Source organism: Ideonella azotifigens (assembly GCF_006519715.1).
Lineage (GTDB): Bacteria > Pseudomonadota > Gammaproteobacteria > Burkholderiales > Burkholderiaceae_C > Ideonella > Ideonella azotifigens.
In genome coordinates, this window is record NZ_VIDT01000090.1 from 1 (window position 1) to 12,948 (window position 12,948).

14 protein-coding genes are annotated in these 12,948 nt (G+C 67.7%); 3 read left to right on the top strand and 11 right to left on the bottom strand.

Going from position 1 to position 12,948, the window contains the following annotated elements; genetic code table 11:
• Positions 1–237, top strand: a 237-nt coding sequence (locus tag FKP22_RS08370) for a high-potential iron-sulfur protein (RefSeq protein ID WP_141286897.1), incomplete at its 5' end; no start/stop codon positions are given.
• A gap of 45 nt (positions 238–282) precedes the next feature.
• Here FKP22_RS08370 and FKP22_RS08375 read toward each other — a convergent pair.
• The 8 genes from FKP22_RS08375 to FKP22_RS08410 all read right to left on the bottom strand — a co-directional run bounded on the left by FKP22_RS08375 (position 283) and on the right by FKP22_RS08410 (position 7,896).
• On the bottom strand, positions 283–1,149 hold the full coding sequence (locus FKP22_RS08375) for a transporter (protein WP_211361341.1): 867 nt from the start codon (positions 1,147–1,149) through the stop codon (positions 283–285).
• Between the two features lie 157 nt (positions 1,150–1,306).
• On the bottom strand, positions 1,307–1,990 hold the full coding sequence (locus FKP22_RS08380) for an energy-coupling factor ABC transporter permease (RefSeq protein WP_141286899.1): 684 nt from the start codon (positions 1,988–1,990) through the stop codon (positions 1,307–1,309).
• Positions 1,991–2,069: 79 nt separating this feature from the next.
• A complete protein-coding gene (locus FKP22_RS08385; protein ID WP_141286900.1) occupies positions 2,070–2,507 on the bottom strand; it encodes a nitrile hydratase accessory protein in 438 nt (145 codons plus the stop codon).
• A complete protein-coding gene (gene nthB / locus FKP22_RS08390) occupies positions 2,504–3,157 on the bottom strand; it encodes a nitrile hydratase subunit beta (protein ID WP_141286902.1) in 654 nt (217 codons plus the stop codon). The genes FKP22_RS08385 and nthB overlap by 4 nt, the downstream gene beginning before the upstream one ends.
• 25 nt (positions 3,158–3,182) lie before the next feature.
• Positions 3,183–3,806 (bottom strand): nitrile hydratase subunit alpha, encoded by a 624-nt coding sequence (gene nthA, locus FKP22_RS08395; protein WP_141286903.1) that lies wholly within the window; start codon positions 3,804–3,806, stop codon positions 3,183–3,185.
• Positions 3,807–3,860: 54 nt separating this feature from the next.
• Complete coding sequence (locus tag FKP22_RS08400; RefSeq protein WP_141286905.1) at positions 3,861–5,375, bottom strand: amidase; 1,515 nt, start codon at positions 5,373–5,375, stop codon at positions 3,861–3,863.
• Positions 5,376–5,655: 280 nt separating this feature from the next.
• Positions 5,656–6,579 (bottom strand): AraC-like ligand-binding domain-containing protein, encoded by a 924-nt coding sequence (locus FKP22_RS08405; protein ID WP_141286907.1) that lies wholly within the window; start codon positions 6,577–6,579, stop codon positions 5,656–5,658.
• 69 nt (positions 6,580–6,648) lie between these two features.
• Positions 6,649–7,896, bottom strand: a complete 1,248-nt coding sequence (locus FKP22_RS08410) for an acyl-CoA dehydrogenase family protein (protein ID WP_141286909.1) — start codon at positions 7,894–7,896, stop codon at positions 6,649–6,651.
• A gap of 499 nt (positions 7,897–8,395) precedes the next feature.
• On the opposite strand from FKP22_RS08410, the gene FKP22_RS08415 reads away from it, so the two are divergent.
• Both FKP22_RS08415 and FKP22_RS08420 read left to right on the top strand, forming a co-directional pair.
• Complete coding sequence (locus FKP22_RS08415; protein ID WP_141286910.1) at positions 8,396–9,370, top strand: AraC-like ligand-binding domain-containing protein; 975 nt, start codon at positions 8,396–8,398, stop codon at positions 9,368–9,370.
• Positions 9,371–9,480: 110 nt separating this feature from the next.
• A complete protein-coding gene (locus FKP22_RS08420; RefSeq protein ID WP_141286912.1) occupies positions 9,481–10,122 on the top strand; it encodes an antibiotic biosynthesis monooxygenase in 642 nt (213 codons plus the stop codon).
• Positions 10,123–10,362: 240 nt separating this feature from the next.
• Here FKP22_RS08420 and FKP22_RS08425 read toward each other — a convergent pair whose 3' ends face one another.
• The 3 genes from FKP22_RS08425 to flhF all read right to left on the bottom strand — a co-directional run.
• Positions 10,363–11,076, bottom strand: a complete 714-nt coding sequence (locus tag FKP22_RS08425) for an RNA polymerase sigma factor FliA (RefSeq protein ID WP_141286913.1) — start codon at positions 11,074–11,076, stop codon at positions 10,363–10,365.
• A gap of 18 nt (positions 11,077–11,094) precedes the next feature.
• Positions 11,095–11,880: a P-loop NTPase family protein gene (locus FKP22_RS08430; RefSeq protein ID WP_141286915.1), complete on the bottom strand. Its 786-nt coding sequence runs from the start codon at positions 11,878–11,880 to the stop codon at positions 11,095–11,097.
• 23 nt (positions 11,881–11,903) lie between these two features.
• A partial coding sequence (gene flhF / locus FKP22_RS08435; protein ID WP_141286917.1) for a flagellar biosynthesis GTPase FlhF occupies positions 11,904–12,948 on the bottom strand: 1,045 nt, incomplete at its 5' end.

Genomic DNA, 12,948 nt, shown 5'->3' on the forward strand with positions numbered 1-12,948 from the left:
CAGCAACTCAGTCACCTGCAGGAAGACGACCCCACCGCGGTCGAGATCCACTACAAGCGCGACGCGAGCAAGGTCGACCGCGCCAAGGTGCCCAAATACGTCCCCGGCCAGACCTGCGCCAACTGCAGCCTCTACGCCGGCGCGCCGGGCGATACCGATGGCGGCTGCGGACTGTTCATCGACAAGGACGTGGCGGCTGCCGGCTGGTGCGACGCCTGGGACAAGAAGGCGGGCTGAGCTGCGCTCGCGGGGACGAGCGCCTGCCGCCCCCGCAAAGACGCGTCAGAAGACCTGCAGCAGCCGCAGGTTGACGCGGGCGTTTTCCTTGAAGCCGTTCTCCACCTTGAGGTCCCGCCCGAGGGAAACGAGCAGTTGCGTGGTCGGGCGGATGAAATAGCTGCCGCCCAGGCTGAGCTTGCGCTGTTGCGCCTGGTCATCGCTGTCCACGCCGTTCACCCGATCCTCCCCGCCCCAGGTCTGCGACAGGCCGACGAAGCCGTTGAGTCCCGGCGCGAACTGGTAGCGCAGATAGGCCTGCCCCTGGTAGAGCGGCTTCTGTTCGAGCGTGGCGCTGGTGGCGCCGAAATCGTTGTTCTTGCCGTGGAACATCACATCCCCGGTCAAGTCGACGGACCACTTGTCCGTGAGCCCTTTGACGAAGCCCACCTGCAGGTCGAACTTCCAGCGGTTCTCGCCCAGGTTGAGCGAGCGGCCGCTGTCGTAGCTGCCCGTGGGCAGGAACAGATAGGGCGCGATGGCGAGGTAAGTGGGAGACGCGGCATCGTTGACCAGCCACACGGGCGCGGCCAGGATGACGTCGCCCAGGCCGCTGGTCTTGCCCAGTGCCTCGGTGGCGCGGCCGGCGTCGAGCCGGCCGAAGGGCAGCAGGATCTGGGGGGCGACGGTCAGCCCGCCGATGCTTGTGTAATGCACCAGCCTGGCGATGCCGACGTCCGAGACCAGCAGCGGGTCGCTCACCGCCTGGCTTCCATGCGCGTAGAGGCTGTTGCGCTCGGCATGCTGCAGGTACAGCAGCCCGGTCGTGGTGCCTTCCGGCGCCGGGACGAAATCGCCGGCGTCCACGTCGACGGCCTGCGCGGTCATCGGCGCCAGGGCCGACATCAGCAGGCCCAACATCAGCAGGCCCATCAGGGACTGCACCTTCTTGCTGCGGGGCAACGGCAGACCGGGCCTGGCTTGCGACGGCTGGCCGCTCCTGCGGCCGCCGCGGGGGAATGCGGGGGTCATCATGCAACTCCTGTGGGGGGCCGAACTTGCCGAAGCAGGTTCGGCCAAGCGGGGAACTTCAGAGCGCCTCGGCGTGGTGAAGCCGGTGCTCGAACATCGGCGTGCCTTGCAGGCGTGCAGCGCGCTTGGCGATGGCCAGCACGGCCAGGTCAACCAAGGGTTCGACCAGGATCACCGTCATGTAGGCACTGCCGAAAGTGGCAATCGTCGCCAGGTTCTCCAGCGTAAGGCCTCGGCCATAGACGGCCCAGAAGGCCACCCAGCCGACGATGCCCGCCTGGTAGACGGTGGACAGCGCGAGCGCCCGCCGGTAGCGCAGGTCGACGTACGGCGTGTCGGGCTTGACGATGCGACGGGCCAGGGCCGAGATGGCGAACAGCGGAACGAGCAGGGTCGTGACGTTCATGCCGTATTGCGGCAAGTCGAACGGCGCGAAGAACAGGCCCTGCAGCAGCAGGCCAAGCGCAAGGCCGATGGCTGCCGGTGCGGCACCGAACAGCAGCAGCAGCGTCGAGCCGAGGATGAGATGGACCTCGGAGACACCGACGGACTGGTGCGGCAGCACTTCGAAGAAGCAGAACACCAGGGCCGTCGTGACGGCAGTGCGTCCCAGCAGCGAGAGGGCACCACGCTGGCGCAGCGCGGCTGCGGCCAGATGCAGGGCGTAGGCGCCCGCCCCTGCCGCAGTGACATAGCTCAGGCCGATTTTTCCGGCATCTACCAGGCCAGGTTCGATGTGCATGATGTTTCCTTTGCCACCGCGTCGGCGGCTTCAGTGATGAACGAAGGTGAGAAAGCGAAAGGGGCTTGGACCGCGGTTTTCAGCCCGCGCAGGCCAGGCTGACGGCCACCGGCACTCGTCGAGGTGTGTGCTCATGCGCATGGGCCGGAGGGCAACTCGCGTTGACCAATGACACCGGCTGTCCGTGGGGCGTATGGAGGTAGGCCAGCCGCCACTCCGAGGCACGGCGAGCGATATCGTCTTCCGCAGCCAGGCCCAGGGAGGCGACCAGCCGCTCCATCGCCGGAACCCACTGGCGGTAATAGGCGTCGTTGACGCTCTCACCAGGCAGGGCCGGCGCGGCCTTGATCTCTTCGCTGAAGATCCGCACCCAATCAGCCCATGGGAAGAGCCCGGCCTGGTGCAGCTTGACGACGAGGCCGAATGCCTCGGCCTGCCAGGGCTTGTCGAACGCTGGGCCCTCCCCGTCCAGCCGCGAGGCCGTGACATCGAGGCCGCTGTCAATGCCGGTGTTCATGCGGCCTCCAGGTAGCTGTCCCACAGGTCGATGCACACGCTGTCGGGCCGGTTCACGCCCCACAGTTCCTTCGCGGTGAAGCGCACGGCGTACACCTGCTGGGGTTGCTCGCCCTGTCCATGTGCCATGGTGTCCGGTGTCGCGAAAGCGCCGTGGACGATCTCGACGGTGCCGACCTTCCCGCGCGCATAGCGTGGCAGCCGCGTGTGCGTGAGCGGGTTCAGGTTCTGGGTCCGGACCCGGTCTCCTGCGTGGAAGCGGCCCGGCACGTCCTCCTTGGCCCGCGCAGAGGCGCCGCCCAGCACCACCGGCTGAACCATGTCGACGGTCAGCACCGGCGGCGGCACGGATGGCTTGGCAGGACGGGCCTCGCCGCGCAACTCGGCGGCGGTGATCATGCCCTTCTCCATCAGCAGCGTTTCGAAGGCGTGCAGCCAATGCTCGTAGTAGCTGCCGTCCAGGTAATGCACCGGCGCCATGCGCTCGATGGCGTGGCGAAACTCGTCCACGTTGAAATGCCCGCCCACGTACAACGAGGCAAAGAGGGGGAAGGTCCGTCGCTCCCATTCGTGATGGAACCGGGGGTCGTCCTGCGGCGGATCGATGGGACCCATGCCGTGCATGCCGCCCAGGTCGTGAATGCCATTCATGCTGTGCTCCTTGTCGTGGAAGGGTTCAAACAGCGGCAGGCTGCCTGGCCAGGCCAGTGCCGATCATCGAGTCGCGCGTGACCAGTTCGGCCAGTTGCGCCTCGCTCCAGCCCTCGGTGTCGGCCGGGCGTTCCGGCAGCACGAGGTAGCGCAACTCGGCGCTGCTGTCCCAGACGCGAACCTCCCTGTCGTCAGCGATGCTCAGACCGAACTCAGCCAGGACGCCGCGCGGATCGATCACGATGCGTGACCGGTAGGGCGCGGCCTTGTACCAGACCGGCGGCAGGCCCAGGGTGGGCCAGGGGTAGCAGGAGCACAGCGTGCACACGGTCACGTTGTGGACCTGCGGGGTGTTCTCGACCACCACCATGTCCTCGCCCTGCACGCCCGAGAAGCCCAGTTCGGCAATGGCCTCGGTGGCGCCGCTCAGCAGGCGCGCCTTGTACGCGGGGTCGCTCCAGGCCTTGGCGACCACCTGCGCCCCGTTACGGGGGCCGATCTTGTGCTCATAGGTGTCGATCAGCGCGTCCAGCGCGGCCGGATCGATCAGGCCCTTCTCCGTCAGCAGGGACTCGAGTGCCTTGACGCGCAAGGCCATCGCATCCGGCGGCTGCGTGTGGTCATGGTCATGGTCGGGGGGAGAGCTCATGGTTGGGCCTTTCTGTGCGCGATGAATCCGGGAAGGAAGGGAAACGAAACAGCGTCAGAGCGTCTGCCAGTCGACGCTGACTTCGAAGGCTGCGGCGGCCTGGTAGATCGTGCTTTCTGCGTGGTGGCGGCCCACCAGCATCAAACCGATCGGCAACCCGTCGACCAGGCCGCAAGGCAGGGTCATGGCGGGATGGCCGGTGATGTCCTGCGGCGCGGTGTTGCCTATCATTTCCAGCGCCCTCGCCGCGTACTCGGTGATCGAGCAGCCGGGCTCGGGATGCGGCTGGGCGGCGAACGGCACCGTCGGCATGACCAGCAGGTCGTACTGCGCCAGCGCCTGGTCGTAACCGGCCCGGGCGCGGCGCGCGATGTTCTGCGCCTTGGCGTAGTAGCGCCCGTTGTAGCGCTCCAGGCCGTACTGGCCGACGAACATGCAGACCTTGAGCGAGGCCGACAAGGCATCGGCCTGCTCGCGCCAGCCGGTGTGCCGGTCCAGCAGCGCCACGTCGTACTGGCCCTTCCAGTTGAAGCCCATGCCGTTGCCGTGCATCATCTGCATGGTCAGCCCCTCGCAACCGATGGGGCTCCACAGCGCGCCGGCCAGGCCGTGGGCCGGCACCGAGACCTCTTCGACGCGCGCGCCCAGGCCCTCGAACCTGGCGATGGCATTGCGCACCTTGTCGGCCACCCGCGGGTCCAGGTTGGCGAGCTGGAAGCCTTCGCTGAGGATGCCGATGCGCAGGCCATCGGCGCCGCGCCCCAGCGCCTCGGTATAGGCATCGACCTTGGGCGCCGCCTGGCGCGGATCGAGCCCGTCGGCCCCCGCCATGACCTCCAGCATCAGCGCGTTGTCGCGCACGTTGGCGGTCATCGGACCGGTGTGGTCCAGGGTGGACTCGATGGGCATGATCCCGGTGTAGGGCACCAGCCCGTGCGTTGGCTTGAGGCCGTAGATGCCACACCACGCCGCGGGAATGCGGACCGAGCCGCCCTGGTCGCCGCCCACCGCCAGGTCCACCTCGCCAGCGGCCACCAGCACGGCGCTGCCGGAAGATGAACCGCCCGACGAATGGCCATGGCGGCGCGGGTTGTGCACCGGCGCGGGATCCGAAGTGTGGCTGCCACCCGAAAGGCAGAAATGCTCGCAGGTCGCCTTGCCGACGATGGTGGCGCCCGCGTCCAGCAGCCGGGTGGCCACGGTGGCGTCATAGGCCGGGACGAAGCCTTCGAGCGTCGAAGACCCGTTCATCATCGGCACGCCTGCCAGCGCAATGTTGTCCTTGAGCACCACCGTGCGGCCGGCCAGCTTGCCCGCGGGTGCACCCTTCACCTCGGTCTTGCAGGCCCAGGCGTTGTAGCGGTTCATGTCACCGCTGGGGCGATGGCCGGCGGCGCGCGGATAGCGCAGCTCGGGCACTTCGTCGGGCAGTTCGTCGATCAGGTCGTAGGCGTCGAAGCTGGGCTGCATCAGCGCCAGGTACTCGCTGGCCTCCTCGGGCGTGAGCCGCATGTGAAGACGGCTTGCAAGCGCCGCAAGCTGCTCGGTCGTGGGACGGTCGATGGCCATGTATGCCTGCTCCTGGTTCCGGTCGGCCAGCCGATCCGGAAACTGAAAACGAAAGATGAAGGACGCACACATCGAAGGCGGGAGGGGCCACAGGCCCCGCTCGCTTTCGTGCAGCGGGTGGATGCCATGGTTGGCCAAACCGGGTGCCGGCGCTTGCTTCAGAAGGACATGCGCTTGACGAGGAATGACAAGCTGCGGGGCTGTCGGTTTCACGGCACCGGGCGCGTGCCTGATGCGCAACGCGACCTGTCGAAGCACGCAGCGGCGGTCGCCGCCAAGCTCAATGCGACAGCAGGCTCTGCGGGGTGTAGCCGTAAGCCACACGGAACACGCGGCTGAAGTGGGACAGGTCGGTGAAGCCGCAGCTCAAGGCTGCCGTCGTCACGCTGTCGGCCTGTCTTTCAGCCAGCGCGCGATGGCTGGCCTGCAGGCGCGCCCGGCGCAGGACTTCCATGGGGGTCTGGCCGTGGCGCGCAAAGGCGCGCGCGACGGTGCGCTCGCACACGTGGTGCGTTTGCGCCAGCGATTGCAGCGTCAAGCCGGTGTCCGCGAAGTTCTCGCGGATATGGGCCACCAGGCGCGCGTAGAGATCCCGTTCCCTGACCACGGTCCTCGCGTCCGACGGCATGTCCAGGTGCAGCGAAAGCACATCCAGCAGCGCACTTCCGTAGCGGGCAGCAGCATCCGCATCGGAGAATTCGGTGCGCGCGGCTTCCTCGATCATCGAACGCACAGCGGCACCCCCCGGCCGCCGGGGGTCGATCAGTTGGGCCGTCATGCGGTCTGCGCAGGGCACGCGGCTGAGCATGGACTTGCGCGGCAGGCGCACCACGCACACCTTCTCCGGCGCCATGTCGAACTCGAAAGGCCGCGTCGCGTCGTACAGGGCCATGTCGCCGCTGCGCAGATGCGCCTGGCGTCCGTCCTGGCTGATGCGGGCTTCGCCACTGACCATGTACGCCAACCACAGGTCGTCGTCCGGCCGGATGCGGATGTGGTGCGCGTCCCGCCGCCAGTGATGCCAAGGGGCGGACATGATGCTGACACCCACGGTGCCCGCCGCTCCGACATGCAATTTGCCGTCGAACGGCCTCTCCTTGAGCGACTTGCTGTCCGCCAGCAGGCAATGGCGGCAGACGACCTCGTTCCAGTAGTCGAAGCGCCTGGGCGCGTCAACGATCTCGGTAGAGTATTGGAGCTTCATCGGCGTGACCCTCGGCGATGTCAAACGGTCAAACGGTCAGACGGTCGAACAATCAAGCGGCGGCAGGCCTCATCCAAGCGCCTCGGCCGAGGCCATGGGGTTGTAGTCCGGCGAGCGCAGCAGCGCATGCAGCTGGCGGCGGCGCACGCCCATGTTGCCGCCGTCGTAAAGCGGGAAGCACAGCGCGTCCTGCATCAGGCCGGCCAGCGGGTGCATGTCGGTGTAGGCGTCCACGCCGACCACGCGCATGGTGTCGTACACCGCCTGCACGCACAGCTCCGAGCAGTGCACCTTGGTGATGATGGCCAGCTCCCGGCTGCGGCCCTCGGTGAGGTCGAGCTGGTGGCAGGCTTTCCAGGTCAGGTAGCGCGCGGCCTCGATGCGCATCTTGATGTCGGCCAGCATGAAGCCGACGTTCTGGTGCTCGATCACCGGCACCGTGCCGGAACGCTTGTCGCTGCGGGCGAATTTCAACGCCACGTCGAAGGCCGCGCGCATCACGCCCACGCAGGCCGCGCCGATCAGCGCCGCTGTCCATGCGAAGGCGCCCTCCACCATGGCGATGCCGTCGCCGGGCTTGCCCACGATGTTGGCGGCCGGCACGCGCACGTTGTTGAAGTGGATGCGCGGCGAGATCGTCGCGCGGTGGCCCACGGTGTCGAGAATGCCCACGATCTCGATGCCCGGCGTGCCGCCCGGCACCATGATGACCGCCAGTGAATCCTGCGGCGAAAGGGCCGGGTCGGTGCGGCAGATGACGCTGTACAAGTGCGCGCCCTTGCCATCCCAGCCGGTGCCGTTGGTGGTGTAGTGCTTGGCGCCATTGATGACCCATTCGTCGCCTTCGCGCCGGGCAAAGGTCTGCACGCCAACGGACGGGTCGGGGTTGTCGTAGTTGGCCCCGCCGGTGACTTCGGTGAATGCCAGTGCGGCCAGGCGCGAGCCGTCCTCGGCGAAGTCCGGCAGGAAGCGCTGCTTCTGCGCCTCGGTGCCGTGATGCAGCACCGCATGCAGTCCCAGGCCGGTGCCCAGCAGGGTGGTCGGCACATTGACATCGACGGCGGCGAGCTCTTCGGCTGCCAAAGCGAAGTCCAGCGTGCTGAGCGCCGTGCCGCCGATCGAGGCCGGCAGCAGCGCCTTGACGAAACCAGCGTCGGCCATGGCCTTGTAGAACGGGCGCGTGGCGTAAAACCGGTCCTCGGGCCGGGGGATCGGGGCGATGGTGGCCGCGACCTTGCGCAGGACCTCGGCACCGAACGCACGCGCGCCCATTTGCAGGCCCTGCTGCGCCTCGGAGAGCTGGAAATCGATAGCCATGCGAAACGACCTTTCTTGCGGGGGTTGGGGAAAGCGACGATGGATCGTAGGCAGGGGGTCTGCTGTCATCTCGCCAGTCCATGCAGGCCCAATTGATGATTCGCGCAAGCACGGCAGCGCCGCCCTCCACCGCTCTCGCCAAGGCGCGGGCACGCCCGTTCGCGCCACCGCCGGCACGCGATGGCCTCCGTGCTCTGGCCCGGACCTTGCATCTTTTCGGTCCGCAGGCGCCTGGATCCGGGCCTGCGCCACCTGCCACCGCACCGGCGTGCGAAAAGGCTGCACCGAGATGACGCAGCCTGCGCGCGCCTCGTGCACAGCATGGGCACACGCTGCAAGCCCGTCACGCCATGAGTTGTCTTTTCGTGCAAGGCCAGTTGACGATCTGTGCAAAGCGAGCACCCACATGACGCGCTTGAACGGCATGCCATGCCGCGCCACCGCCGAGCGGCGCCCGCGCCTGACATGGGCCGCGCGTGTGCCCGCGGAGTAGCCAGAAATGCAGCGGGTCTGGACCACCGAAGCCTGTGCGCAGCACGAGCGATTCAGCTACTGGCGCGAGGTCCTCTGCCAGGCCTTTGTTTCGCTCAATCCCGTCCTCAAGCAAAGCGACCCAGGGCCCGATTTCACCGGCGAGGCCAGTTCCAGCCCGCTCTCGCTGAGCATGCAGACCCACGTGTTCTCACGCAGCCAGTTCGTCCAGCGCCGCTGGGACGAGATCCGCCGCAATCCGGTCGAGTTCTGCTTCGCGAACTTCCAGTTGGAAGGCTCGTGCGTGGTTCGCCAGGATGGCCAGGAAACGCTGGTATCGCCTGGCGACTTCTCCATCGTGGACAGCACGCGGCCGTATTTCCTCGACTTCCGTGAGGACTGGCGCGTGCTGTCGTTCCGCATCCCCAGGAACCAGCTTGTGTCCCGGCTCGCGGCACCGCGCCAGGCGACTGCACGCTGCGTCAGCGGACAGACCGGGCTGGGCCTGGTCGCAGCCCGCTTCGCCCGTTCGCTGGAACAGGTGGGCGCCGCCACCAGCATCAGCGCGCAGGACGGGCTCAGCGCCGCGCTCAACGGCATCATCACCACCGCGCTGGGCGCGACGCTGGAGGCCCAGGAACAGGACCGGCTGCCGGTGCGCGCAGCCTTCCGCCAGGCGGTCGAGACCTACATTGCCGACCACCTGATGGAGCCACAGCTCGGGCCGGACCAGCTTGCCGCGCGCTTCCGGGTTTCCCGCCGCACGCTCTACGGCCTGTTCGAGGAGGCGCCGCTGTCCGTCAGCAGCCTGATCCGGGAGCTGCGCCTGCAGCGCAGCGCCAGCGACCTGCGCAGACCCGGCCATCCGGGCGTCCTGGCGGTGGCCTTGCGCTGGGGCTTCAACGACGCCTCGCACTTCTCCCGGCTGTTCAAGCAGCGCTTCGGCGTCTCTCCGCGCGGGTTCGCTGCCGGCCAGGCTGCCGCTCGGGAAGACGACCGCTGAGAGCCTGAGGCGGGCGCTGGCCACTTCTTGCGCAAATCCACCGCAGTGGGGAGGGCTGCATCGGCCATTTGGCCGAAGCCAGGCCGGGCCTTTTGCGCCCACAGTGCGGCATGGACAGCGCTCGCATTCCCCCGGCACATGCCACCGATGAAAGACGCCCGGAACTGCGCTCTGCAGACCTGCTTCAGATCGTGGCCAGCGAACTGCCTCAGGCCGAAATGATCACCGCGGTGATCCGCCAGCGTGTGGACCCCGCGCGGCGCGGCGACTATGAGGCCTGGCTGCACCGCATCATCCTGGTCGCCGCCCGCTTTCCCGGCCACAGAGGCGCCCACGTCATTCCGCCGTCGCCCGGCGAGACGCTCTACACCATCACCATCCAGTTCGACACCATCGCCCATGCCGACGACTGGTTTCGCTCAGAGGCGCGCCAGGCGCTGCTCCGAGAAGCCGAGCCCATGCTGACCGGCCCGGAGGAAGTGAAGACCGTCACCGGGCTGGAATTCTGGTTCGAGCCGCGCGCCGCCATGCCTGCGCCACGCCGCGCGAAGCAGGCGCTGGCCACGCTCTCGGTGATCTATCCGCTGACCACCGTGCTCGGCCTGCTGATCGGTCCCCTGGTCCACGGCTGGCCCACACCCTGGGGCCGCCTGGCCGGCAACCTGGCCGTCTCCAGCGCCACCGTGTTCCTGATGACCTACCTGGTCATGCCGCGCTATACCCGACTGCTGTCGCGCTGGCTGTCGCGGTAGGCACGCGACACGGGCCGCCCAAAAAGAAAGCCCCGGGCCGGACATCAGCGCGGGGCTCTAACGACTTTTCGCAAGTCGGAGGAGGAGTCAACACGAAAACAATGCGATCAACCCGGGGTGGGTTGAGACTGCCAACATCAGAGTGCCGAGGCACTGCCTGGTGGTTGTGCCACTGGTTCCCAACAACGGCTCTTTCGACGGGGATGGCCGTGCGCAAGGCACGGCCGGAAAAACGGGGGCTTACCAGGCGCGCAGCTTGACCCGCAGGCGGGCGATGGACTGGCTGTGCAGCTGGCAGACGCGGGACTCGGTGACGCCGAGCACGGCGGCGATTTCCTTCAGGTTCATGTCGTGCTCGTAGTACATGCTCATCACGTACTGTTCGCGCTCGGGCAGGTTCTTGATGGCTTCGACCAGGGCCTCGCGCATGCGGTGGTCCTGCAGCATGGCCAGCGGGTTGGCTTCCGCGTCGGCCACGTGGCGGTCGAGGTATTCGTCGCCGCCTTCGTCGCCCGACATGTCTTCCAGGTAGACCAGCTGGGTGCCGCGCACCTTGGTCAGCGTGTCCTGGTAGGCGTCCAGCGAGACGCCCATTTCCTTGGCGATTTCGCTTTCCTGCGGCGGGCGGCCCAGCTGCTGTTCGAGGCGATGCACGGCAGCTTCGATCTCGCGCTGCTGGCGGCGGTTGCCACGACTCATCCAGTCGGTGCCGCGCAGCTCGTCGAGCATGGCGCCGCGGATGCGCTGGGTGGCGAAGGTCTCGAACTGCACGCCCTGGCCCACGTCGAAGCGGCCCAGCGCATCGTTCAGTCCGATCATGCCGACCTGTATCAGGTCGTCGATCTCGACGTTGGCAGGCAGCTTGGCAATCATCTGGTGCGCGAGGCGGCGCACCAGAGGGCTGTACTGCTTGAGCAACGCATTGGCGTCGAGACGGCCGGTGGCGGTGTACATGAATGCAGTCTCCGTCTATCAATCCAGGGAAAGTGAGGCGCCCTGGCCGGCAAGTGCCGGGCTGGGGGCGAAGGAGGAAGGCGCGGCCAGGCCAGTCAACTGGTCTTCCGCCAGCTGGGACAACTCGGGCGAGGCGGGCTTGTTCAGGGCAATGTCACGGTCGACCGCAGCCCAGTTGCGCATTGCGGCGGCCAGGAAGTTGTCGGCGCAGCTGGACAGGCGGTCGGCCACGCGCTCGGCGCGGCGCGGCCGCGAGGCCATGCCGACCAGCAGGTCAAAAGCCATCAGCCCCAGGCGCTGCGACAGCAGCTTCATCGCGGCATAGGCCTCGGTGAGGCTGACCGATTCGAGGCCGGCCATCAGGATGGGGCAGACCTCGCGCGCACCCAGCAGGCGGCACAGGTCGCGCGCCTCGGCGTGCACGATGATGACGTGGGCAAACGGTGCGGCCTGTTCCACCGCCGCCAGCCAAGCTTCGCTGGAGCCGCGGCTGTTGACATGGCGGCGCGGAAGGCCGCGGGCGGCCAGGTAGGAAACGCTGTCGCCCAGGCGTTCAATGCAGGACGGCAGGTCCATGTCGACCAGCTCGTTGGGCAGCGGCGAGCTGTCTGCGGCGTCCAGCACCAGGGCATGGGCACCCAGCTCGGCAAAGGCCAGGCTGAGGCGCTCCAGCATCACGGCGGCCATGTCGACATGCGGGTTGGCGACGACCGGCACGATCTGCACCTGCTGGCCGGCAAAGAGGCGGCGCAGGCCATCGGCCTGGTCGGCGGTGGTGGAAGCGTTGGAGGTGAAGGCGTTCATACGGCTACTGGCATTCACTGGGGTTACAGGCGCTGCATCGGCGCGGCACCGGGCGCGGCGGCCGGGCGGTGCAGGGCCGAGAAGACCAGCTGCACGTCGTTGGCATCGATCCGGTAGGCCGCGCTGCCGCCGCCGCGCATCGCGCGGTGCATCAGCGCGTTGGCCGACAGGCGGTGCCAGTCTTCGGGCACACGCTGGCCGTTGGCCACGCCCAGCACCTTCATGCGGTGGCGGATCACGGCGTCCAGCGCGGGGGCCAGCTTCACGGCCTCGTCGAGCTTGGAGAGGATCACGCCCTTGCACTGCGCGGCGCGCCAGGCGGTCATCACGTCGTCGATGGTTTCGCCTTGCGACGAAGCGTCCACCACCAGCAGGCGCTGGATGGAACGGTGCTGCAGCATTTCCAGCAGTTCGCGGCAGCGCGCGTCGCGCTGGGCCATGCCGGCGGTGTCGATCAGGACCATCTTCTTGCCCGACAGCAGGTCCAGCAGGTCTTCCAGCGAAGCGCGGTCATGGGCGGTGTGGACGGGCACGCCGAGGATGCGGCCATAGGCGCGCAGCTGCTCGTGGGCGCCAACACGGTAAGCGTCCAGCGTGATCAGGCCGAGGTGGTTGGCGCCATGCGCGGTGGCAAAGGCGGCGGCCAGCTTGGCGGTGGTGGTAGTCTTGCCCACGCCGGTGGAGCCGATCATCGCGAACACGCCGCCCTGCTCTTCCAGGGCCGGCTCTTGCTCACCAGTCAGCAGGTTGCGCTCCAGCACGGTGGTGGCCCAGGTCAGTTCGTCGCTGGTGCCGGCAGGCAGGGACTCAACCAGCTTGCGCGTCAGGCCGGGCGTGAAGCCGCAGTCCATCAGCTTTTGCGACAGCACGGCCTGGCGTGGCTCGCGCTGCAGCTTTTCCATGAAGGCCAGCGTGCCGAAGCGTTCTTCGATCAGGCCCTTCATCGAGCGCAGCTCGTTAACCATGTCGATCTGGTCGCGTTGCTGGCCGACCGGCTCGCCCAGCGTGGGAATGTCCATGCCCAGGTGATCGGGCTGGCGGCGCACCGGGCCGCGGCGCACCGGTGCC

Coding starts and splice junctions, on each gene's coding strand:
- nthA (WP_141286903.1), bottom strand. CDS start 3,806: ATGAGCTCTCCCCCCGACCATGACCATGACCACACGCAGCCGCCGGAT.
- FKP22_RS08375 (WP_211361341.1), bottom strand. CDS start 1,149: ATGGGCCTGCTGATGTTGGGCCTGCTGATGTCGGCCCTGGCGCCGATG.
- FKP22_RS08385 (WP_141286900.1), bottom strand. CDS start 2,507: ATGAACACCGGCATTGACAGCGGCCTCGATGTCACGGCCTCGCGGCTG.
- FKP22_RS08415 (WP_141286910.1), top strand. CDS start 8,396: ATGCAGCGGGTCTGGACCACCGAAGCCTGTGCGCAGCACGAGCGATTC.
- FKP22_RS08405 (WP_141286907.1), bottom strand. CDS start 6,579: ATGAAGCTCCAATACTCTACCGAGATCGTTGACGCGCCCAGGCGCTTC.
- FKP22_RS08430 (WP_141286915.1), bottom strand. CDS start 11,880: ATGAACGCCTTCACCTCCAACGCTTCCACCACCGCCGACCAGGCCGAT.
- FKP22_RS08400 (WP_141286905.1), bottom strand. CDS start 5,375: ATGGCCATCGACCGTCCCACGACCGAGCAGCTTGCGGCGCTTGCAAGC.
- FKP22_RS08380 (WP_141286899.1), bottom strand. CDS start 1,990: ATGCACATCGAACCTGGCCTGGTAGATGCCGGAAAAATCGGCCTGAGC.
- FKP22_RS08425 (WP_141286913.1), bottom strand. CDS start 11,076: ATGTACACCGCCACCGGCCGTCTCGACGCCAATGCGTTGCTCAAGCAG.
- FKP22_RS08410 (WP_141286909.1), bottom strand. CDS start 7,896: ATGGCTATCGATTTCCAGCTCTCCGAGGCGCAGCAGGGCCTGCAAATG.
- FKP22_RS08420 (WP_141286912.1), top strand. CDS start 9,481: ATGGACAGCGCTCGCATTCCCCCGGCACATGCCACCGATGAAAGACGC.
- nthB (WP_141286902.1), bottom strand. CDS start 3,157: ATGAATGGCATTCACGACCTGGGCGGCATGCACGGCATGGGTCCCATC.